This window comes from Pseudarthrobacter sp. MDT3-1 (assembly GCF_054510755.1).
Genome location: NZ_JBTNDX010000017.1, coordinates 34,491 through 56,368, shown reverse-complemented (window position 1 = coordinate 56,368; position 21,878 = coordinate 34,491). Strand labels below are relative to the sequence as shown.

General features: G+C 67.6%; 17 protein-coding genes. 5 read left to right on the top strand and 12 right to left on the bottom strand.

The window, feature by feature from the left end; genetic code table 11:
* Window positions 1-40: 40 nt before the first annotated feature.
* On the top strand, window positions 41-577 hold the full coding sequence (locus ACX80X_RS14120) for a hypothetical protein (RefSeq protein ID WP_459308278.1): 537 nt from the start codon (window positions 41-43) through the stop codon (window positions 575-577).
* Between the two features lie 179 nt (window positions 578-756).
* Here the strand turns inward: ACX80X_RS14120 and ACX80X_RS14115 are convergent, their stop codons facing one another.
* The 3 genes from ACX80X_RS14115 to ACX80X_RS14105 all read right to left on the bottom strand — a co-directional run bounded on the left by ACX80X_RS14115 (window position 757) and on the right by ACX80X_RS14105 (window position 4,045).
* Window positions 757-1,926, bottom strand: a complete 1,170-nt coding sequence (locus ACX80X_RS14115; protein ID WP_459312408.1) for an AI-2E family transporter — start codon at window positions 1,924-1,926, stop codon at window positions 757-759.
* A 208-nt stretch (window positions 1,927-2,134) separates the two neighbouring features.
* A complete protein-coding gene (locus tag ACX80X_RS14110) occupies window positions 2,135-2,815 on the bottom strand; it encodes a FadR/GntR family transcriptional regulator (RefSeq protein ID WP_459312406.1) in 681 nt (226 codons plus the stop codon).
* A 9-nt stretch (window positions 2,816-2,824) separates the two neighbouring features.
* Window positions 2,825-4,045 carry an MFS transporter gene (locus tag ACX80X_RS14105; protein ID WP_459312404.1) on the bottom strand — a complete coding sequence of 407 codons (1,221 nt, stop codon included), beginning with the start codon at window positions 4,043-4,045 and terminating at the stop codon, window positions 2,825-2,827.
* Between the two features lie 168 nt (window positions 4,046-4,213).
* Here ACX80X_RS14105 and ACX80X_RS14100 point away from each other — a divergent pair, with 168 nt between their 5' ends.
* On the top strand, window positions 4,214-5,848 hold the full coding sequence (locus ACX80X_RS14100) for a CYTH and CHAD domain-containing protein (RefSeq protein ID WP_459312402.1): 1,635 nt from the start codon (window positions 4,214-4,216) through the stop codon (window positions 5,846-5,848).
* Window positions 5,849-5,858: 10 nt separating this feature from the next.
* Here the strand turns inward: ACX80X_RS14100 and ACX80X_RS14095 are convergent, their stop codons facing one another.
* Window positions 5,859-7,295 carry a PucR family transcriptional regulator gene (locus ACX80X_RS14095; protein WP_459312400.1) on the bottom strand — a complete coding sequence of 479 codons (1,437 nt, stop codon included), beginning with the start codon at window positions 7,293-7,295 and terminating at the stop codon, window positions 5,859-5,861.
* A gap of 156 nt (window positions 7,296-7,451) precedes the next feature.
* On the opposite strand from ACX80X_RS14095, the gene ACX80X_RS14090 reads away from it, so the two are divergent.
* Together ACX80X_RS14090 and gabT are read left to right on the top strand one after the other, a co-directional pair.
* Complete coding sequence (locus tag ACX80X_RS14090; RefSeq protein ID WP_459312398.1) at window positions 7,452-8,882, top strand: gamma-aminobutyraldehyde dehydrogenase; 1,431 nt, start codon at window positions 7,452-7,454, stop codon at window positions 8,880-8,882.
* A 59-nt stretch (window positions 8,883-8,941) separates the two neighbouring features.
* Window positions 8,942-10,312 carry a 4-aminobutyrate--2-oxoglutarate transaminase gene (gabT, locus tag ACX80X_RS14085; protein ID WP_252598514.1) on the top strand — a complete coding sequence of 457 codons (1,371 nt, stop codon included), beginning with the start codon at window positions 8,942-8,944 and terminating at the stop codon, window positions 10,310-10,312.
* A gap of 105 nt (window positions 10,313-10,417) precedes the next feature.
* On the opposite strand, the gene rarD is transcribed toward gabT, so the two are convergent.
* Complete coding sequence (gene rarD / locus ACX80X_RS14080; protein ID WP_252598513.1) at window positions 10,418-11,362, bottom strand: EamA family transporter RarD; 945 nt, start codon at window positions 11,360-11,362, stop codon at window positions 10,418-10,420.
* Window positions 11,363-11,497: 135 nt separating this feature from the next.
* Here rarD and ACX80X_RS14075 point away from each other — a divergent pair, with 135 nt between their 5' ends.
* Window positions 11,498-12,496, top strand: coding sequence for a DNA topoisomerase IB (locus ACX80X_RS14075; RefSeq protein WP_252598512.1), 999 nt, complete (start codon window positions 11,498-11,500; stop codon window positions 12,494-12,496).
* A 35-nt stretch (window positions 12,497-12,531) separates the two neighbouring features.
* Here the strand turns inward: ACX80X_RS14075 and ACX80X_RS14070 are convergent, their stop codons facing one another.
* The 7 genes from ACX80X_RS14070 to ACX80X_RS14040 are packed head-to-tail and all read right to left on the bottom strand — an operon-like array spanning window position 12,532 to window position 21,808.
* Window positions 12,532-13,266, bottom strand: coding sequence for a class F sortase (locus ACX80X_RS14070; protein WP_252598511.1), 735 nt, complete (start codon window positions 13,264-13,266; stop codon window positions 12,532-12,534).
* Complete coding sequence (locus tag ACX80X_RS14065; RefSeq protein WP_083510445.1) at window positions 13,267-14,130, bottom strand: phosphate ABC transporter ATP-binding protein; 864 nt, start codon at window positions 14,128-14,130, stop codon at window positions 13,267-13,269.
* A 26-nt stretch (window positions 14,131-14,156) separates the two neighbouring features.
* On the bottom strand, window positions 14,157-15,125 hold the full coding sequence (locus ACX80X_RS14060) for a sortase (RefSeq protein WP_252598510.1): 969 nt from the start codon (window positions 15,123-15,125) through the stop codon (window positions 14,157-14,159).
* Window positions 15,122-16,810 carry a substrate-binding domain-containing protein gene (locus ACX80X_RS14055; RefSeq protein WP_252598509.1) on the bottom strand — a complete coding sequence of 563 codons (1,689 nt, stop codon included), beginning with the start codon at window positions 16,808-16,810 and terminating at the stop codon, window positions 15,122-15,124. The genes ACX80X_RS14060 and ACX80X_RS14055 overlap by 4 nt, the downstream gene beginning before the upstream one ends.
* A complete protein-coding gene (locus ACX80X_RS14050; protein ID WP_252598508.1) occupies window positions 16,807-18,087 on the bottom strand; it encodes a PstA family ABC transporter permease in 1,281 nt (426 codons plus the stop codon). The genes ACX80X_RS14055 and ACX80X_RS14050 overlap by 4 nt, the downstream gene beginning before the upstream one ends.
* Before the next feature lie 2 nt (window positions 18,088-18,089).
* Window positions 18,090-19,109 (bottom strand): phosphate ABC transporter permease subunit PstC, encoded by a 1,020-nt coding sequence (pstC, locus tag ACX80X_RS14045; protein WP_104061816.1) that lies wholly within the window; start codon window positions 19,107-19,109, stop codon window positions 18,090-18,092.
* Complete coding sequence (locus ACX80X_RS14040; RefSeq protein ID WP_252598507.1) at window positions 19,106-21,808, bottom strand: hypothetical protein; 2,703 nt, start codon at window positions 21,806-21,808, stop codon at window positions 19,106-19,108. The genes pstC and ACX80X_RS14040 overlap by 4 nt, the downstream gene beginning before the upstream one ends.
* Between the last annotated feature and the right edge of the window lie 70 nt (window positions 21,809-21,878).

Below are 21,878 nucleotides of genomic sequence, written 5' to 3'. Positions count from 1 at the left end.
GCGGCATTTCGGAACCAGTTCGACGTTAGGAAACCACATCATGGCAGGAAATCTTGTTGCCCGGTCCGTTCACGATCTGAGCGCTGCGGCATGGTTCGGCGGCGCGCTGATGGGCGCCATCGGGTTGAACGGGGCGACGGCGGAGGCCAAGGATCCGACGGAACGTACCCGTCTTTCCAGCGCGGGCTGGATGAAGTGGGCTCCGATCCAGACTGCGGCTTTCGCCGCGCACCTGGTGGCTGACCTCGCCATCGCGTGGGAAAACAAGGGACGCATCGCGAAGCAGGACGGTGTGGCCCGCGATACCGCGATCAAGACGGCGGTCACGGTTGCCGGTGCCGCCGTGACACTCTACGCCGGCATCCTTGGCAAGAAGGTAGAAAAGCTCGCGGACGAGGGAGCGCGGGGCGCCACCGAGCCGAATCCCGGTGCGTCCGAGGAACTGCAGTCGGCTCAGCAGCAGCTCAAGGTGCTGCAGTGGGCCGTCCCGGCCTTCGCTGCCGCGGTGATTGTCCTGGGTGCCAAGCACGGCGAGATGCAGCGGCCCAAGAACGTGTTCCAGGGCCTCCGCCCCTAAGCGGTAGCGGCAGTACTAAGACGCGGTGACGCCCGACGGCGGTTCGGCACCCAGGTGCCGGACCGTCGTCGGGCGCTGTGCTTGCGACGCGCAAAGCGGCTTGCGACGCGCAGAAGAGCTGGCGCGCCCGATATTTCCAGCGCGCCAGGGGATAGGCGCCTCGATTTTGAAGAGCCGGCTCAGACCGGCTGGCTGTTGGGCGGCGGGAGGTCCGGATTCTCGTCCTCAAGGTTCGGATCCTCAGCGGTCCACACCTGAATGACAGCCCAGATGACGGCCGCCATGGGGACAGACAGGACCGCGCCGATGATGCCCGCCAGGATGGTGCCGGCAGTCAGGGCCATCAGGATCACCAGCGCGTGAAGCTGGAGCGACTTGCCCATCACGATCGGCTGCAGCAGGTCACCCTCCAGCTGGTTCACGGCGATCACCACGGCCACCACGATCAGCGCCACCACCGGACCGTTGGCCACGAGGGCCACCAGGGCCGCGAGGATGCCGGCAACCGTGGCTCCCACCAGCGGGATGAAAGCGGTCATGAAGATGATGATGGCCAGCGGGAACGCCAGTGGAACCTGCAGGATCAGGAGTGCCGCGCCGATGGCCACGGCATCCACCAGGGCCACGATGGCGGTGCCGCGGACGTAGCCGCCCAGGACTTCGAGCGTGCGGCTGCCCACCCGGCGGAGTTTTGCTTCCCGCTGCCCGCTGAAGGGTCGCAGGAAGAAGTTCCAGATTTTGGCGCCGTCCTTGAGGAAGAAGAACAGGATGACCACCATCAGTGCGCTTCCGGCCAGGAACTCTGTCACCACGGACAGTCCGGTGATGGCACCCGAGCGGACCTGGCTGCTGGTGGCAAACTGGATGATCCCCTCCCGTGCCTGGTTCAGCTGCTCCCGGTCGATCGGAATTGGACCGGTGAGCAGGAACTGCTCCAGCTCGTCCAGTCCCGAGGAGGCCTGCTGCGCCAGCTCGGCCCACTGGCTCCGGACGGAGAAGTAGATGACCGTCCCAACGCCGGCCAGCAGGAGCAGGAGCGCCACAAACGCCAGTCCCGTGGCCGCGGCGCCCGGCAGACCGCGGCGGCGGAGCACGTTGACGAACGGGCCGATGGCCGCGGCAAGGATCAGGGCGATCAGGACCGGAATGACCAGAAGCTTGATCTGCATCAGGGCGTACACAGAGACCACGGCCACTGCCAGGATCAGCAGGACCTGGGCCGAACGGATACCCACTCTTCCCAGCCCGTCGGCCCACAGCGCGCCGGGCGGCTTCCGCTCCCGAGGCTTCGCCGGGGTCACTTCGCTCGGGGTTTCTTCGTTCGGGGCCTGGTGGGTTGCTCGTGACATGGAAACTCCTGGTCATCGGCGGGCACCCGGGATGCGGGAGGCACCCGGGGCGTAACTACCTGCGTCAGGTAGTAAGCCTACTGATGGGGCTGGCCCGCGGAGAAACCACACCTTCGCGCGCCCCTGAAAGTAGGTAGCACTAAGTGTCGTTATGAGCGCTCATAACGACACTTAGTGCTACCTAGTTGGGCCACCACGCAGGACGGGATTACGCCCGCAGCCACTCCGCGCAGGTGTTCAGGTTCTGGTTGACGCTGGCCACTGCGGCGTCGGCATCGTGGGCCTCGATCGCGTCCACCAGGGCGCCATGGCCCTCGTGCGTAAGACCGTCAAGCCCACCCTTGCGTTGCTGCTTGAGCAGGTCCTGGTGGAACACGTCACCGAAACTGACGTAGAGCTCGTGCAGCAGCGGGTTCCCAGAGGCCCGGGCAACGCGCGCATGGAAGTCCCAGTCCGCCCGGGCCCAACCCTCGAAGTCTGCGGCGTTCCAGGCGACTTCCCGGGTGGCGAGCACGGCACGCAGTGCGGCGACGTCGTCGGCCGTTGCATTCCGGGCGGCAAGACGCGCCGCCTGGGTATCCAGGCCCAGCCTGACCTCGAGGATGTGTTCGTCCGTGTGGTCCTGGTACATGCGCCGGGCGGCGCCGGACATCTCGCTGGTGGCGCGGACGTAGGTGCCGTCGCCGCGGCGGACCTCCAGCATCCCGCTGTGGGCCAGGGCCTTGATGGCTTCGCGCAACGTGCCGCGCGAGACGCCCAGGCGCTGCATCAGTTCCGGTTCAGAGGGGATGCGCTGGTCCAAGGGCCACTCGCCGGAGTGGATCATCTGCCGGAGTTTGGCGGTGACCTCGTCGGCGAGAGGCTGGCGGTGTGAGGTGCTCAGGGTCATGGCGTCCTACTACTTCAGGCCGGACAAGGGGGCACGCGAGATCAGGTGGGCCACCACCACTTGGACCACGGCGAGGCCCAGCAGCAGTGCCAGTGGCAGGGTCCAGCCTCCGGTAGCGCTGAACAGCAGACCCGCACCGAAGGGGCCGGCAGTCGCCAGCAAGTAGCCGGTGGACTGCGCCAGCGTGGACAAGGCCGTGGTCTCGGCAGTGCTTGTCCCGCTCCGGCTGATCATCACCATCACCAGGGGGAAAATTCCCAGGCCGAAGCCCAGCAGGACCGCGGGAATGACGGCCAGGCCCACCGGCAGGAACAGCAGCGAGGCCATGCCGGCCACCATCATGAGGCTGACCAGATACAGCGCGGGGCGGAGCATCCGGGGCCGGGAGCCGATGGCGATCACCAACATGCCGGCCGGCACAGAGACCAGCTGCATGAGCCCGTACATCAGGCCGCTGTCCGCCGCGTTGAGCCCCATGCTGATCAGGATGGAAGGGAACCAGCTGATGAGCGCGTACGCGAGCAGCGACTGGAGAGCGAAGATGGCCGTGAGCAGCTGGCCCTTCGGGGTGCGGAGCAGTGGCCACGGGGAGATGCGGACAGCCGTGCTCCGGACGCTGTTGCGGTGCGCATGCAGAACGACGGGCAGGAAGCCCAGGAAGGCAGCCACCGCCAGGAACCCGATTACGCCCACCGCGGCGGACGGCGAGCCGAGCGCCAGGGCCAGCGGGACCACGGCGACCGCGGTGACAGTGGCGCCGGTGGTCATAGTGACGGTGTACAGCGCGGTCATCGCCGAGGTCCGGTGGGCAAAATGCTCGCGAATGAACGACGGCATGGCCACATTGCACACCGCCAGGCCGGACATCCCCACCACGGTGCCCGCCACCAGCATGCCCGTTGCCGGGATCCCGCGGAGCAGCAGCCCGCCGGCCAGGAAACCAAGCGCCAGCAGGATTGCCTTCTCGACGCCGAGCCGTCCGGTCAGCCATGACGTCGCCGCCCCGGCCACCGCAAAACAGAGCGTGGGGATGGACGGGATGATCGCCGCCACCAGCGGCCCGTAGCCCAGGACCTGCTGAAAATCATGGAGGAGGGCAGAAGCACCCGCGATCCCCGCCCGCAGGTTCAGCCCAATCAGCACCAGCGCGATGACTCCGAAGACGACGGCGGAGCGCGGTTTGGGCGGCGCGTCGGACAGCGTCGGGGCATCTGAAGGGGCAACAGTCATGTCTTAAGGTTAGACATTTGACGTTTGATGTCTAGGGTTCTGTGGTAAACCTCTCCCGGCCGTTAATGTTGCGGGCATAGACTCGGGGCCACCAGAGTTCAGCCCCGGGGACCAAGGGAACTCGCCCGGCAGGATCTGGCGCCCATCAACGTGGAAGGACGGCCGGTCATGGCTTCGCAGGCAGTTGAGGTCGAAAAGAAGTACGACGTCGGTCAGGACACCGGGGTGCCGTCGCTCGCGGAGATCCCCGGGGTCTCCCGGGTGGGGGAGCCCCACGTGGACACCTTGGAAGCGGTTTACTTCGACACGCAAACCCACACGCTCGCCGCCCGTGACATCACGCTTCGCCGCCGCACCGGGGGAGTCGACGCCGGCTGGCACCTGAAGCTGACCGTGGAGGGCCCCCGGTCCGGTGACGGGACCGGCGGCTCCGGCTCGGAACCCCAGCGGCGCCGCGAGCTGCACGCCCCGCTGGGCCAGCCCGGCGTCGTTCCTGACAGCCTTTTGGCGCACGTGCTGGCCTACCTCCGCGGCGAGGACGCCGCCCCGGTGGTCCGGCTGAAAACCCAGCGGACCACCTATGCGTTATATGGCGCGGACGGTGTCCACCTGGCGGACCTGGCGGATGACCGCGTGAGCGCAGAGCTGCTCGGCGCTGCGGGCGGCGCGGGCGCCGCGGTGGGGGACGGCGCGGGCGCCGCGGTTGGGGACGCGGCAGCGCCCGAGGGGGAGGCCCGGACGCGGCAGTGGCGTGAATGGGAGCTCGAGCTGGTGCACGGGAGTCCGGAACTGTTCCCGGCCGCTGAGGAAATCCTGGCGGCCGCCGGGGCGCTCCCGGCCAAGCACGGCTCCAAGCTGGCAAAAGTCCTGGCACTGCCTGCCAGGGAGTCCGGTGCCGCTGCCGGCCCAAAAAGTCCTGGTATAAAGGGGCCCGTGTCGGACCTCCTGACCGCCTACCTGGCTGAGCAGATCAGCGAGATCCTGGCGCACGATCCCGGCATCCGCCTGGAGGAACCCGAGGCTGTGCACGACCTTCGGTCGGCCACCCGCCGGGCCCGTTCGGCGCTGCAAGCCTACCGGCGGTTCTACAATGCCCTGGCTGTGCGGCACCTCGGTGCCGAGCTCAAATGGCTTGGCCGCGTGCTGGGCGTTCCGCGGGACGCTGAAGTCATGCTGGACCGCCTGCGCGCGCATACGGCGGAGCTGCCCCCGGTACTGGCCTCGGCGGTGAAGGACCGGCTGGAGGATGACCTCGGAGCGAGCCGGGACGCAGCCCACCGGAAACTCCAGATGGCGATGGTTTCCGCGCGCTATTTCCAACTGCTGGACGGCCTCGAGGCCTTCCTTGACAACCCGCCGGTCCGCCCGGGCGCCGCAGCCCCGGCCCGCAAGGCGGCGGTCAAGCTGGTGGCCAAGGCAGCCAAAAGGCTGGAGCGCGCAGCCAGGACAGCCAGGCGAACACACAGGGGAGCCGAGCACGAGACGGCGCTGCACCAGGTGCGCAAGGACGCCAAGCGGCTGCGGCACGTGGCGGAATCCGTGGAGCCGGTCCACGGCAAGCACGCCACGAAAATCGCCAAGGCCGCGCGCCGCCAGCAGCAGATCCTCGGCGATTTCCACGACAGCGTGGTGGCCCGGGACCTGCTGGCCAAGCTGGCGGCGGCGCCGGACCTGCCCGAGGCCGTCGCGTCAGCCTACGTCACGCTCCATACCCGGCAGGTGCAGCTCGCGGCCGAGGCCGAAGCTGAGTACCGGAAGGAACAAAAGAAGTCCCGGAAGGTCCTCCGGGGGACGGTCATTTAGGGCAGCTGGCCTACCTGGCCTGCCGCGCTCCGAGCCGCGACACGGCGAGCGCCAACCACAGCTGCACACGGTCCGCCGTGACCGAAGGATCGTAGCCGGTCAGCTCGGTGATCTGCGCCAGCCGGTACCGTACGGTGTTCCGGTGCAGGGTCAGGGCTTCGGCGACGGCGGCCACGGAACCGTTCTTGCTCAGGTAACTTTCCAGGGTGGTCACGAGTTCCGCGCCGTGGGCGGCGTCGAAGGCTCGCAGCGGGTTCAGTGACTCGTGGGCCATGTCGGCCAGGGGAACGTCTTCGCTGGCCAGCAGCAGGGAGGTCAGGCTCAGCCGTTCCGGCTCGTTCACCGGCAGGCCGTGGCTGGCCGCGTCGCGGGCCTCGAAGTAGCTCCAGCGCAGGCCGTTCGGCTTGGTGTACGCGCCGCCGATGCCGATCGTCGCGTGGATCCCAGCCTCAGCCAGGTGGTCGCTGAGTCTCCGGGCCAGCGCAGGTGCCGAGCCGCCGTCGTCGTTAATCACCACCACCAGGTCCTTCCCGACGACGGCGGCCACCGCGTTCTCCAGCGGCTGCGGCACGGAGGTGCTCACCAGTGCCTTGTGATGGGCGGCGGACACCGCCAGCAGCACCACGTTCTTGCGCGTGCTGTTCAGGCCCACACCGGCCAGGCGCCGCTGGGCCTCGCTGGTCTCCAGGGAGCCGTGGATGACGTCCTCCAGCACCTGGCCACACAGTGCGCGCTGGGCCTGGCGCTGCTTGACCATGTTGTTCAGCTCCACGCTGATCAGGTTCTGGGCGTAGCCGATAATGCCGGAATCCTCGAACGGCTGGCGAACCCACAGCGTGCAGGCATCGCGGCGGCCGGTGGGGATGGGGTAGGAGGCCCACGTGTCAGCGAAGGGGAGCTCGGTGCTGCTGTTGTACAGGTGGGCGGTGAACTGGGTGAGGGCAATCTCTGTCCTCAGCATGCCGCCCAGATGCTTGAGGAGCTGGGTGAGGCCGCCGCCGGTGAGGAGGGCGCGTGCCAGGATCTGGTGGCCCGCGATCAGGCGCTCCAGCTTGGCGACATGATCAGCGGCCTGCGCTTCCGCCACCAGTTTGCCGATGGCAATGAACGGAGTCTCGTAAGGCACCTGGACGATCGGCAGCCCCCAGCGGTTGGCCTCGGCAATCAGGGCCGGCGGGACGGCGTCGTGCGTCAGCCCTGTCCCGAACCCGATGCCCACGGCTCCGGCGCGCTGGACCTGCCGGACGAAGCGCCGCTGCTCGGGCGCGGACCGCAGGCGCATGCCGGTGGTGAGCACCAGTTCGCCGCCGCTGAGGAAACGCTGCGGGTCCTCCAGCTCCGTGACGGCAACCCAGTTGATGTCCTCGTGCCAGGTGGTCTCGGCAAGGCCTGCATTGGACAGGTGGAGGGAGTGCACGCCGAGCAGGGTGGCGAGGGAAATGGCCATGGCTCAAGGATAGACGGACGCTGGTCAACCGCACTAAACATTGCGGCCAAGGGTGTGCAGGTGGCTATTCCCCGGGGGAAGGTGCTGGCATAGGCTCAAGGCAGTCGCAACCATCCGCTTCGCAGCTGATGTTCCCTATGAAAGAGGTTGTACACCGTGGTTCAAACCTTGCAGAACTTCATCAACGGTGAGTTCGTCACGCCCGCGGGCACTGACCTGCTGGACATCGTCAATCCCACCAACGGCGAGGTAGTGGCGCAGTCGCCCGTGTCCATCCAGGCTGACGTCGATGCCGCCATGACCGCGGCCAAGGACGCCTTCAAGTCCTGGAAGCACGTCACCCCCGGACAGCGCCAGCTTATGCTGCTCAAACTCGCCGACGCCGTTGAAGCCAACAGCGACGAACTTGTCGAGGCCCAGCACCGCAACACCGGGCAGGTCCGCTCCCTGATTGCCTCCGAGGAAATTGCAGCCGGCGCCGACCAGCTCCGCTTCTTCGCCGGTGCCGCGCGCATCCTGGAAGGCAAGTCCGCGGGCGAGTACTTCGAAGGCCACACCTCCTACGTGCGCCGCGAACCCATCGGTGTGGTGGCCCAGGTTGCGCCGTGGAACTACCCGTTCCTGATGGCCATCTGGAAGATCGGCCCTGCGCTCGCGGCCGGCAACACCGTAGTCCTCAAGCCCTCCGACACCACCCCCGAATCCACCCTGGTGCTGGCCCGCCTGGCCGGCGACATCCTGCCTGCCGGCGTGCTGAACGTGGTGCTGGGAACCGGCGAAACCGGCGCCATGATGGTGGAACACCGGGTCCCCGGCCTGGTCTCCATCACGGGCTCGGTCCGCGCCGGCATCGCCGTGGCCTCCGGAGCCGCGAAGGGCCTTAAGCGCGCCCACCTGGAGCTCGGCGGCAAGGCCCCGGCCATCGTGTTCAAGGACGCCGACATCAAGAAGAGCGCCGCGGCCATCGCCGAGTTCGCGTTCTTCAACGCCGGCCAGGACTGCACCGCCATCACCCGCGTGCTGGTGGAGGATTCGGTCCACGACGACGTAGTGGCGGCCATGGTGGAGCACACCAAGACCCTGCACACCGGCTCGCAGAACGACGAAGACAACTACTTCGGCCCGCTGAACAACGTGAACCACTTCAACGCCGTCACCTCCGTGGTGGAGCACCTCCCGGAAAACTGCAAGGTTGTCACGGGCGGGCACCGCGCCGGGGATAAGGGCTTCTTCTTCGAACCCACCATCGTCACCGGCGCCAAGCAGACGGACGACATCGTCCAGCAGGAAACCTTCGGCCCGGTCATCACGGTGCAGAAGTTCTCCTCCGAGGCGGAGGCACTCGAGCTGGCGAACGACGTCGAATACGCCCTCGCGTCCAGCGTCTGGACATCCGACCACGGCACGGCGATGCGGATGAGCCGCGACCTGGACTTCGGCGCGGTCTGGATCAACACGCACATCCTCCTGACGGCCGAAATGCCGCACGGCGGCTTCAAGCAGTCCGGCTACGGCAAGGACCTCTCCATGTACGGCGTGGAGGACTACACGCGCATCAAGCACGTCATGAGCGCACTCGACGCCTAGCAACTCTCCCGGTGGTCGAGCTTGCCGAGACCCCGCCCCGCAGAAAGAAGAAGACCCCCATGAGCACCACAGCAAGTGAAATCACCTTCCGCCTGGAGCAGAAGCGCCGTGTCCAGGCCGACTTCCCGGGCCCCAAGTCCATCGCCCTGACCGAGCGCCGCAAGGCAGTGGTCGCCGCGGGCGTCGCGTCCGCCGTTCCCGTTTACGTGGCAGACGCCGACGGCGGCATCATCCACGACGTCGACGGTAACTCGTTCATCGACCTCGGCTCGGGCATCGCGGTGACCAGCGTCGGCGCGTCCGATCCCGCCGTCGTCGGGGCCGTGAAGGAAGCCGTTGAGCACTTCACGCACACCTGTTTTATGGTCACCCCGTACGAAAGCTACGTGGCACTCGCGGAACAGCTTAACCGCCTGACCCCGGGTGACCACGAGAAGCGGACCGTGCTGTTCAACTCCGGCGCCGAGGCAGTGGAGAACGCCGTCAAGGTGGCCCGCCTCGCCACCGGGCGTGACGCCGTCGTCGCCTTTGATCACGCCTACCACGGCCGCACGAACCTGACCATGGCGCTGACCGCGAAGGCCATGCCGTACAAGACCAACTTCGGCCCGTTCGCGCCCGAGGTCTACCGTATGCCCATGAGCTACCCGTACCGCGAGGAGAACCCCTCGATCACCGGTGCGGAGGCGGCCAAGCGCGCCATCACCATGATCGAGAAGCAGATCGGCGGCGACCAGGTGGCCGCGATCATCATCGAACCCATCCAGGGCGAGGGCGGCTTCATTGTCCCGGCCGAAGGCTTCCTGCCGGCACTGGCCGCGTGGGCCAAGGCCAACGGCGTGGTGTTCATCGCCGACGAGGTCCAGTCCGGTTTCTGCCGCACCGGCGAGTGGTTCGCGGTGGACCACGAGGGCGTTGTCCCGGACATCATCACCATGGCCAAGGGCATCGCGGGCGGCATGCCGCTGTCCGCGATCACCGGCCGCGCGGACCTGCTCGATGCCGTCCACCCGGGCGGCCTGGGCGGCACCTACGGCGGCAACCCTGTTGCGTGCGCCGCCGCGCTGGCCGCGATCGGGTCCATGGAGGAATACAACCTCGCCGGACGTGCGCGTCACATCGAGCAGCTCGCCACGGAACGCCTGCAGGAACTGCAGGCCGAACTGGCAGGCGCCGGGAAGTCCGTGATCGGCGACATCCGCGGCCGCGGCGCGATGCTGGCCGTCGAACTGGTCCAGGCCGGCTCCAAGGAACCCAACCCCGAGCTGACTAAGGCCGTGGCCGCTGCCTGCCTCAAGGAGGGTGTCATCATCCTCACCTGCGGCACCTACGGCAACGTCATCCGCCTGCTGCCCCCGCTGGTCATCACCGACGACCTGCTGAACGACGGCCTGGACGTCCTGGCTGCGGCCATCAAGGCCAACGCCTAGGACCCCGCCCCACAGAGTTAGCGCCCCCTCGCAACGGCGCGAACGAACACTTGAGGCCCTGGAAACTCACGTTTCCAGGGCCTCAAGTGTTCGTTCGCGCTCGTACTACGAGGCGCGGGCCCGCTTCCTTGCCCTTGAGTTCTTGCCTGCCATTCGGAGCATGTCGACGGTCAGCACCAGCAGGGCCAGCCACACCACGCCGAAGCCGATCCAGCGGCTGGCGGTCATGGCCTCCTGGAACACCACCAAGGCCACGATGAACTGCAGGAGCGGGGCAACGTACTGCAGCAGCCCGATGGTGGTCATGGGCAGCCGACGGGCCGATGCGCCGAAGAACAGCAGCGGCACCGCGGTGATCACGCCGGAGGCCACCAGGAGCCAGAAGTGCCCGGGGCCCTGGCTGGCCAAGGTGGCCGAGCCGCTGACGCCGAGGAACACCATGGTGGCCGCGGCGATCGGGGCCAGCACAATGGTTTCCACGCTGAGGCTGGTCACCGCGTCCACCTTCGGGCCAACGCGCTTCTTCACAAACCCGTACAGGCCAAAGCTGACGGCCAGCGTCAGGGCGATCCAGGGCAGTTTGCCGTAGCTCACCGTGAGCACGCCCACCGCTACAAAACCGATTCCGACGGCGGCCCACTGGAGGGGGCGCAGCTTCTCCTTCAGGACGAACACGCCCAGGAGGACCGAGACCAGGGGATTGATGAAGTAGCCCAGGGCGGCTTCGACGGCCTGGCCGGTGGTCACGCCGTAGGTATAGGTCAGCCAGTTCACGGCAATGAGTGCGGCCGCGATGGCGAGGGTGCCGAACACGGAACGGTCGCGGAAGGCTGCTGACAGCGCACGCCAGGACCGGGTGACCGTGATCAGGAGGATGCAGAAGAGCAGCGACCACACCACGCGGTTGGCCACGATCTCCACCGCACCGGCGGGCATCAGCGCAAAGAAGTACAGGGGGAGCAGCCCCCACAACCCGTACGCGCCGAAGCCGAACAGGACTCCCGCCGTCGTCTCCTTGTCTACAGCCTTGGGACCAGCTGGCGCGGTCACAGCGGTTTTGGGTAAAGAGGTGGTTTCAGGGGGAGTAGGCACCTAACCAATAACACCAGTTGATGGACGCGTATTCCAGTCAAAAGTCAGTACGCTTTCCTTCATGGAATCGATGACCCCGCTGGTTGCCGTCCTGTGAGGCTCCGCCGCAGCAACGCCAACGGCCGCGGCTACCGTCGCGTGCCCGCCGGGACGGGGTTCAGCTACCGGGGCCTGGACGGCTCGACGCTGCCGCCGGGGCCGGTCCGGGACAGGCTGGAGGGCATCGGCATCCCGCCGGCCTGGACGGACGTGTGGATTGCGCCGTTCGACAACGGGCACATCCAGGCGACAGGCCTCGATGTGGTGGGCCGGCGGCAGTACATCTACCACCCCGCCTGGCGGGAGCGAAAAGACCGCGTGAAGTTCGACCGCGCCCTGCAACTGGCCGAGTCACTGCCCACTGCCCGCCGGCTGGTTACCCTGGACCTGCGCCGCGACGGCCCCAGCCGCGAACGCGTCCTGGCGGCGGCCTTCCGGATGCTGGACAGCGGGTCCCTGCGGGTGGGGTCGGAGCGCTACACCAACGAAAACGGCAGCCGCGGCCTGGCCACGCTCCTGTGTGGTCACGTCCACGTCCGCAAGGAGTGCCTGGAGCTGAAGTTCCCGGCCAAGAGCGGGAAGGACTGGGAGTCGGAAATCCACGACGCCGACCTGGCCGCCCTGGTGCGGACGCTCAAGCGCCGCGGTGGAAATGCCAGGCTGCTGGCGTTCAAGGAGGGCCGGACCTGGCGGCCGGTCACCAGCGCGGACATCAATGCCTACGTCAAGGAGCGGACGGGCCTGGACTTCACCGCCAAGGACTTCCGGACCCTGCGCGGGACGGTGGCCGCCGCCGTCAGCCTGGCACGCAGCGGCCCGCAACCGACCGTTACGGCGCGGAAGGGCGCCATCAGCGTGGCCATGCTGGAGGCTGCCGCGGTGCTGGGGAACACGCCGTCGATCGCCCGGAAAAGCTATGTTGATCCCCGGCTGCTGGACCACTTTGCCGCGGGGGAGACCATCGACCCCAAACGGCTGGACTCCGCGGAAGCCGAGCTCCGGGCCCTGCTGTACAGGGAAGGCGACGTGGTGCCGCTGCGCCAGGGCGGCTGAGGCCCGTCGTTGCTGCCGGTTGTTGTGGCCGCTGCTCAGCCCGTTTGCTCGGCATACACAACGTAGTTCTCGGTGGCGCCGGCGTCGTTCAGCTGGAAGCACGTCACCAGCACCAGCCGCCCGGGCACGGCAGCCCAGAGGTCGTCCCGCTGCCCGAGACTGGTCTTTGCATAGCCGGCCGCCCCCGTGACCGTGTATCTCGTGACGCCCTCCGGCGTGGTGACCAGCACCGCGTCGCCCGGCTGTGCCCGGCCCGTGCCGGCCTGGATGTCCATCAGACCGTTGAATGCCGAGTAGCCGAGGTTCCAGGAGTGGGCGGCCAGGTAAGTGGTGTTGGTGGCCCCGGCGCCGGCCGGTCCGTAGTCGCTGATCCAGTACGCGAATCCATTGGAGGGCGGGTTGACCCGGCGGTCGGCCGGGAGGGCCATCGGCAACACGGGAATGTCCATGCCGAGCCGCGGCACTTGCACCCGCACTGGCTGGCCCGGCCCCGCGGGAGTCCGGGCCAGTTCCCGGCCGGCCACCGCCTCAGCCTCTGCCGGCGTCTCCACCACCAGTGGGGCGACGCCGCCTGCCGCAGCGGCGGAGTCGGGCAGCTGCGGCGCAGATTCCGTGGCCTGCCCGGGGACTGCCAGCAGCGGCTGGGCCCCCGTCAGGAGCGGGATTCCGTACACCAGCACCACGGAAAGGCCCAGCCCGGTCAGGCCGACGGCGGCAAGGTTACGGAAGCGGCGGCGCCTGCGGGCCGCGGATGTGGGGGCCCGTCGCATTTACCCGAAGCGTCCGTTGACGTAATCGCTGGTGCGCTGGTCTTGCGGGTATTGGAACATGGCGTCAGTAGGGCCGTGCTCAACGATCGCCCCGGGCGCGTTGTGTGCCGCCAGGAAGAAGGCACACGTGTCCGAGATACGCGCGGCCTGCTGCATGTTGTGGGTGACGATGACAATCGTGACAAGTCCGCGCAGCGACGCGATGGTCTCCTCGACGCGGCGGGTGGACGTGGGGTCCAGCGCAGAGCATGGCTCGTCCATCAGCAGCACCCGCGGGGAAACCGCCAGGGAACGGGCGATGCACAGCCGCTGCTGCTGGCCGCCTGACAGTCCGCCGCCGGGCTGGTGCAGCCGGTCCTTGACCTCGTCCCACAGGGATGCCTTGCGGAGTGAATCCTCCACCAGGAAGTCCTTCTCCAGCCGGCTGGCCTTGATGCCCGCGAGCTTCAGGCCGGCGACGGTATTTTCGTAGATGGACATGGCGGGGAAGGGGTTGGCTTTCTGGAAGACCATGCCGATGTTGCGGCGCGCCAGGGTCACCCGTCGGCCCGGATCGTAGATGTCGGCCCCGTCAAGCAGGACCTGCCCCGCCAGCGACGCGGTTGGCACCATTTCGTGCATCCGGTTGAGGATCCGCAGAAACGTGGACTTGCCGCAGCCCGAAGGGCCAATCAGTGCCGTGACCTGTCCCGCTTCCATGGTCAGCGAGACGCGGTCCAGGACTTTGCGCTCGCCGAACCAGGCACTGACCGCCTTGGCGTCGAGCTCGGCCGCCTCGCTCCCGGCGAACGGATCCGGGAAGCCCTCGCCCTCGGGCGGATCGAACACGGCCAGTGCGTGGCCGGAGGATGATTGCGTGGTCATCAGGGTTCCTTCTGTGGAGATTTTCACTAAAGCAGGTTGGGCAGCAGGAGGCTGACCTGCGTACCGGTCAGGACTGACAGCGCGCCGAGCATCGGCAGGAAGACCAGCCAGGTCTCCCGTTGACCCCAGCGGTACCACGACCAGACGGCGGCCATGGCGGCCAGGATCAGGAGTTCCAGGCACACCAGGAGTCCCACCAGGTCCGAGGTGTCAGATCCCAGGGGCCGTTCGGCGGCTTCCAGTGATGCGGGATAGAGGACGGGTGCGGACTTCGGGAAAGCCTTGGACAGCAGCTTGGCGTCGACCCGCAGGACCCCGTCGGGAAGGAAGGCGGCGCCGGCTGCGGTGGTCAGGGTCAGGCGCCCTTCGTCACCGGTGGGTATGGACGGGCCGGGGTCGCCGGCGCGGCGATGGCCGGTCACCTCGAACTCGGCCACGCCCAGCCCGGTGGTCACGGTGAACCGCTCGCCGGGTGCGAGGCGGGTCAGCTGGCCAAATGCGCCACCGTAGGCGGCGGCCCTGCCCATCAGGACGCTGGTGCCGCTCTGCCCCGGCAGGGGAGTGTCCCGCCGGTGGCCGACGCCGTCCATCAGCTCCCGGGACGTGGTTCCCTCCACCACCGTTTCCTGGATGTCCAGGGCGGGAATCGAAAGCAGGGCCAGCGGTGTCCCCGGGGCCACCAATGCGCCCGTGTGGTCTGTCTGGCCGAGCGGTGCGGAGCCTTCCGCCAGGCCCGTCCGGAGCTCTTCAAACAGCCGGGTCTGCGTGGTGGCGTGCTGCACCTGCGAGATGATCACAATGTTGATGATCTGGCCGAAGAGGATCACCGAGACCATCGCCAGACCCAGCGAAATCGCCTTGTTCGTGTGCGACGGCGGGAGCCTGACGGGGGTGGCCCGGCGCCTGTTCCGGGCCGTACGGCGGAGCCACGCGAGCATGCCGCGGTGCAGGAACCGGGGGCCGGTCTGGCGCCGGCCGGTGAGTGTGGCGGTCATGCTTTGGTGCCGCGCTTACTCCCCGCACGCCTGGCCAGGGCGCGGGCGGTCAGTGGCGGGACGAGTACCAGCAGGCCCACGAGGCCGCCGATGATCAGCAGGAGGTTCTGCGGTTGTCCCCAGCCGCGGCTAGAGGCCAGCGTGGTGGTGACAGGCGTTAGCTGCCCGGCGACGCCGCTGGCGGCCCCGGCGGCAACGGCTGTACACGTGCCGCTGTCGGGGTCACAGGCCGCCGCTTCGCTGGCCGGATCGACGGCGGCCGCTCCGGCGTCGGCCAGGTCTGTAACGTCGGCGGCGCCGGCCGGAACTTCGGCTCCCGCTGCCGCCGGGGCCCCTGCCGGGCCCTGGTTGACGGCTGCGTCGGCACCGCGCCAGGGTACCTGGCAGGCAGCGTCGCAGGCCTTGTCGAACGGTGCACTCCGCACGAGTTGGTTGGCCGAAGGTGAGTCGCCCGGCTTGAACGTGGGGTTGTTGCAGGCGGGCGCCGAACCGCCGGACACGCTGTCGCGGGTCTGGTCCATCTTGCGGATGGTGTCCTGGTCCACGCCCGGTATCTTGCGGATCTGTTCCATCCCGGCCAGGACCAGGTTCATGGGCAGCGGCGAGTATCCGAGTTGGCCCATGGGGCGCTGGCCCTCGCACAGGGCGTAGTTCGCGAAGAAGCCCAGGGTGGCTCCCTGGGCCGGGTTCAGGGCATTGGTGGCCTGGGTCGGGACGATCATGTACGAATACGCCGACATGGGATACGTGCGGGGGTCCTTGTAGCCGTACACCTTGGAGAGGTCCTGGGAAAGGTAGTTCGCTGACGCTTTGTCCTGGTTGATGCTCGCCTGGGTCAGCGCCACCGCCACGGCGTGCTCCGTGGGCAGCGTGTAGAAGCCGGCCGCGTTCTTGACCTGTGCCACCGGAAAGCCGATGCCCTGGGCGTAGGAGTACTCGTCGTAGTTGATGGTGAACTGGTTGTTCGCCGAGTACGTGGTGACGCCCTGGGACCCGTTTTGTGCCACGAAGTTCTTGAGCCCCTGCGTGGGGTAGAAGGACGTGGCGTGCTGCGGATCGCAGCCCGTGACGGCGCACAGCTTGGCGTAGTCGGCAGGATACTGGCGCAGCAGCCAGAGCGTGAACTGGGCCGTGGCGCCGGAGCCGTCAGAGCGGACCACCACGTTGATGGTGGCGTCCGGAAGGGCAACGCCGGGGTTGTCGGCGGTGATGATGGGATCGTTCCAGCGGGTGACCTGGCCGGTGAAGATCTTTGCGATGGCCGGCTGTGACAGTTTGAGGCTGGTCATCCGTGAGCTGCCGGCCTTGAGGTTGTACATAAAGGCGGTACCGCCGGCCACCACGGGCAGCATGCCGTAGGCGAAGCCCGGCATGCTGTTGTCGCGCGGGTCAGCGGTGTCCCCGGTATAGGGGATTTCCGAGACGGCGAACTGCTTCATCTGGTCGGCGAATTCCTTGCGGCCCGTGGAGGATCCCTTGTTCTCGTAGTCCACGGTCACGCCCTGGGCGCCGACCCGTGCGATCCAGTCCTGCAGCGCGTTGCCCGCCCAGGAGGATCCGGAGCCGCCGATGCGCAGGTAGTTGGCTGCCTGGGCGGGCGCCAGGCCGGCCAGCACCATACCGAGTGACAGCAGGATTCCCAGGACCGCCGGAACGGTCCGTCGCTTGGAAAGGGGGCGGATCATGGTTTCTCCTGCATGTTGTCGGTAGGTGCTGCGCCCAGGCTCGCCAGCAGTTGGGCGTGATTGCGTTCAATGCGGGGCAGATCGCGCAGGGATTTGGCGGCCGCGCGCCGTGCCTGGCCCTGTGTTTGCTTGCCGGCGTCCTGGCCGCCGATGATGCGGGCGATGATGAACAACACCAGGACCACGAACAGCAGGAACGCCGCGGTGGCGAAGCCGCGAGCAACCATCTCCGGCACAGGGGAGCGGACGTAGTCCAGGGCAGCCAGCGGAAGCGGTGTCTGCGGACCGGAGAACGGATTGGCATTCATCACGCCGGTAAAGCCCGACGTCAGCAGGACCGGCGCGGTCTCGCCGATGCCGTGGGCGGTGGCCAGGATGACGCCGGTGGTCAGGCCGGAGCGGACTGTGGGCAGCACAATGTGCCACACCACGCGCCATTGGCCCGCGCCCAAGGCCAGGCCTGCCTCGCGCAGGTTTCCGGGCACCAGCCGGAGGACGACGTCGGCCGAGCGGATCATGATCGGCAGCATCAGGACGGTGATGGCCAGCGAAGCGGCAAAACCATTGGTCTGATGTGTGATGGCCATAACCACCGCCGCATAGATGAACAGGCCCGCCACAACGGACGGCAACGCCGTCATCGCTTCCACGACTGTGCGCACGATGCGGGCCAGGCGCCCGCCCACCTCGTTGAGGAATACCGCCGTCGTCATTCCCAGCGGAATGGTGATGGCCAGGGCGATGCCGATCTGTTCCAGCGTTCCCACCAGGGCATGCAGCACGCCGCCCTGGTCCAGGCCGGACAATGGGCCGGCGCCGGTCATGTCTGTGGTGAAGAAGTTGAGGTGGAACAGGGCTTCCTGGCCGCGGGCGAACGTGAACATGACCACCAGGCCAAGAGTGCCGGCGACGGCGGCGCCCGCCGAGCTGAGCAGGACCGTCACCAGTCCGTTGCGGACTGCCGGGGCCGGCTGCCGCAGGTGTATCAGTGCGGTGTACAAGAGCAGGAACCATAGGTAGGAAACGATGAACAGCCAGCCCAGGGGGATCAGCCCGAGGGCCACGGTCAGCAGGAGTCCCATGGCCAGCCCGCCGGCGGCCGCGCCGGCCAGCGACAGGACGTGGTTGCGGCCAACGCCAAGCCGTACCCGGACTTCGTCCGGGGCGCCCGGAGTGTTGGACAGCTGCGGAAGTACAGTGGCCGGGCTGCGTGGCCCGGGATCGGCAGGCAGATCGGTCACCTCGAAGGTGGCGGGTCCGTCGTCGGTGGTAGTCATGGTCAGCCCTCGCTTTCTGCGCCGGACCGGGACCTCGCCATTATGGCTGAGGCCGTGATGTTGACCAGCATGGTGATCACGAACAGCGTCAGTCCTGCGGCCATCAGCGCGCTCATCGCAGATTCGTTGGATTCGGAGTACTTCAGGGCAATCATGGCGGCGATCGAATTGGCGCCCTTTTCCAGGACATGGAAATTGATGGCATAGACAGGGCTGATGATCAGGTAGATGGCGATGGTTTCGCCGAGCGCCCGTCCCAGCCCGAGCATGGTGCCGCCGATGATGCCGCCGCGGCCGAAGGGCAGCACCACGGTGCGGATCATGCCCAGCCGTGTGGCGCCCAGGGCATAGGCGCCCTCACGCTCACCCGTTGGTGCGCGCCGAAAGGACTCCGTCATGATGGAGGTCTGGATCGGGACGATCATCATGGCCACCACCAGTCCGGCGATGAAGGCAGAGGCCGTGAACGGCACGGTGTCCCGCAGCGGACTGCCCGGGTCAACGCCGTCCACCTGCAGGAACGGTATCCAACCGAACCACGTGGACAGCCACTTGCTGAAGTCCACCACATTGGGCTGCAGCATGTAGGCGCCCCACAAGCCGAAGACCACCGACGGCACGGCAGCCAGGAGGTCAATCAGGCTGGTCAGTGCCTTCTGCATCCAGCCGGTGGCGACTTCGGTGATGAACAGTGCCGTGCCCAGGGCCAGCGGCATGGCGATGGCCAACGCAACCGTGGCGATCTGCACCGTGCCCCACAGAACAGCGGCGATGCCGAAGTCATTGGTTTCCGGCGCCCAGTTCTGGGTGGTCAGGAATTTGCCCAGCCCCACCTCGCTGATGGCGCCGACGCCGTTGCCGGCCAGGAACAGGCCCACCAGGACCATGATGGCCAGGACGATTCCGCCGCCGATCCGGGTGACGGTCCGGAACAGGTAGTCCTGTTGTTCCAACTGCTGGTGCAATGTGCGGGGAGTATCCTGCGCTTCATCGGCGCGGGAACGGGGCAGTACCGTGCTCATCGACGCCGTCCCCGTGCCAGCAGCGGCGCGGCGGCGGCGCTTGCGACTGCCGCCACGAGTCCGATCACCAGCGTGTACTGGGGCCAGGCGCTGCTGGTGGCCGCGGTCCGGCTGGGCACCGCAGCGGCGGCCGCGGGGGCAGCCGCAGGTGCTGCCGCCGGGACGACTTCTGCTGCGGCAGCGGCCGGTGCGGCCGGTGCCAGGACTGCGGGCACCACGTTTTCGCCGGACACGGACTCCATCGGCATCAGGTCGGTGGTGGCGGCCGCGGCTTGTTGTGGCCCTTGGATTCCCTGCAGGGTCTGGATGCCGGCGGCGGCCAGCTGCAGCAGCGCCGGTGTGAGTGGCGCGTAGCCAGGTGGCAGCATCCCGCTCCGGAAGCCGGTCTTCTGGCCTTCGGTGCTGATGTACGAGAAAAGCTGGGCGAACGTTGCGGCCTGGGACTGGCTGACGGAGGCAAGGTTCACCACGCCGTAGATCGGCAGGGTCAGCGGATACGCGGTGGTGTAGTCCGGGACGCTGGCAGGCCGCATGGCGCCGGGGGTACCGGTGGGTTCGAACTGGCCGGCTGCTGCCTGCAGGCTGCTGGCGGTGGCGCCAATGCACTGCGAACCGCTGACGTTGCACAGCTGCGCGGTGGGCAGCTGGAACTTCGCTGCCGAGGCCGCGTCCGTAATGGACAGGACGCTGCGGCTGCCGTAGCCCTGACGCGGCACGGATTTGTACGCGGGCGGGCTGCAGTCGGCGCACCAGGACGTGGTGGATGCCGGCTGGGCGCGCACGGTGTTCTGGGCCGCCGCGGCCATGTCCTGGACGCGGGAATACTGGTCGCCTACGGTCAGGGCTGGCTCGGCGATGGAACCGTCGCCGGCCATAACGGCCTGCTTCTGCGCCCAGTAGACCTGCGGGTACGCGGCCCCTTCGGAGGGGTAGGACTGGCGGGCGTACGTGAACCCGTCAGGTGTCTTGGTCTCGGCGACCTTCCGGGCGGCCTGCTGGTCCAGTTCGGTGGCCTTTTCCTGGCACTCGCTGTAGGTCCGCGTCGAATAGAACGGGTTGATGGTCATGCCGGACGGATCCGGGCAACCGTTCAGGAAGGCCCGGGAATCCTTGTCGTTGAGCAGCCAGTCCCAGACAGCGGACGCGGCATCGGAGCGCAGGCCTTCCACCACGGGTGGGCTGAGGTTGCCGGAGGAACCCAGGCCCTTCGGGTTCAGGGCCCTGAACTCCGGATCATTCTGGATGGAATACGTCATCGGCTGGCCATAGGCCGTGGTGCCGGGCTTCGTGAAGGGGGCCTCAATGGCGGAAGCCGGGGCAGTGTGTTGCACGTAGCTCTGCGTGAGCAGCTTGGCCAGCAGCCTGGCATTGAGTTTCAGGTCACGCACCAGACCCGAGCTGCGTGCCTTGTCGGCCTCCCACTCTGCCTTGTCCTGATAACCGCAGTCGGCCAGCGTGAATTGCGTGAACGCTGCCGTGCAGGCATTGTCAATGGTCATGGCGACCACCACCCCGGCCAGCGCTGTCGGCACATAAAGGGCGTTGAGGTCACCGGCGGCGGGGCGGGTGATGAAAGCGAGGGTGTCGGGCTGCTGCAGCTGGGTGCGGGCCTGCAGGTCAGCCAGCGGTGAGAAGCCGAGCGTGAACTTCTTCGTGTCGCACACGGCGGGAATCCAGGACTTCATCGCCGTACTGAGGGCTTCGGAACCCACGCTGAGGGTAGCCGCCTGATCGGTGGGGCAAACTGCCGCGACGTCCTGGAAGTGGAGCGGGACCTGCAGGCGCATCGCCCACAGGCTGGGGGAGAGGGGTCCGGCCGGCAGAATGGCGTCCATCGCGGCTGTCCGCGGTACGGCTACCAGCCAGCATTTGGCCACGCTGGGTGCATCCGGGCGGTAGCCGCAGCCCATTCCGGAGGCTTCTGCGCCGCTCTGAACCTCGAAGGTGCGCGAGCCTGCGCCCTGTTCGGAGGACATAAAGCGGGAGAACTCGTTCGTGCTGGTCCGGCTGAAGAAGGGGTTGCGGTATTCGCTGAGGTTGAACCCGTCCGTGATCCGCGTTTCTTCACCGGTGACAGCCAGGAAGGGGGCAGGAAGGTGCATGGTGGGGGAGGCCGGATCCTGGGCTTCCCAGTCCCCGCCGCGGACCAGGGGATCGTTCAGCAGTGAACGCTGGTGGGCCGTGCTGGAAATATCGCCGTCAAGTCCGGTCGCGCCGAACTGGCAGGTGGAGGGGTCGGGCTCGGTGGCCGCGGGGTCAGGCTTGTTGTCCGTGCCCGGTTTGCCCCAGCACTGGAACACCTGCAGATAGGACGTGCTGGCACCATTGCTGCCGGTGGCGGGATCCGCGCCGGTGAAGCTGACGGCCACTGACTGGTTCTGCAGGTTCCTGGTCTGGGAGACGCTCACGGACAGGCCGCCCAGCCCGTTGCCCGGGCCGAAGGCACGGGTCGCTGAATCGCGCAGCCGCTGATCGACGTCGTCGTACGTCTTCCCGGCAGTGTGCGGCAGCTGCTGCTGGTTTCCGCGGTGAACCGTGCTCTCGGGGGCATTGTCAGTGTTGTCCCACGTGACGGTCGCCGAGGTGTCGCTGACCATGGAGCCGCGCGGCCCCCAGTCGGTGCCCGGAAGGACCGGATCTGCCGAACTCGGCGGAAGCGAGACCAGCAGGAGGGCGCCCACAGCGGCCGCAGCGGCCAAAGGGGAAGCCCACCGCGCGCCGGGTTGCTGACGGGGCCTGGCGCCGGCCTGTCGGGTATTCCATGGAAGC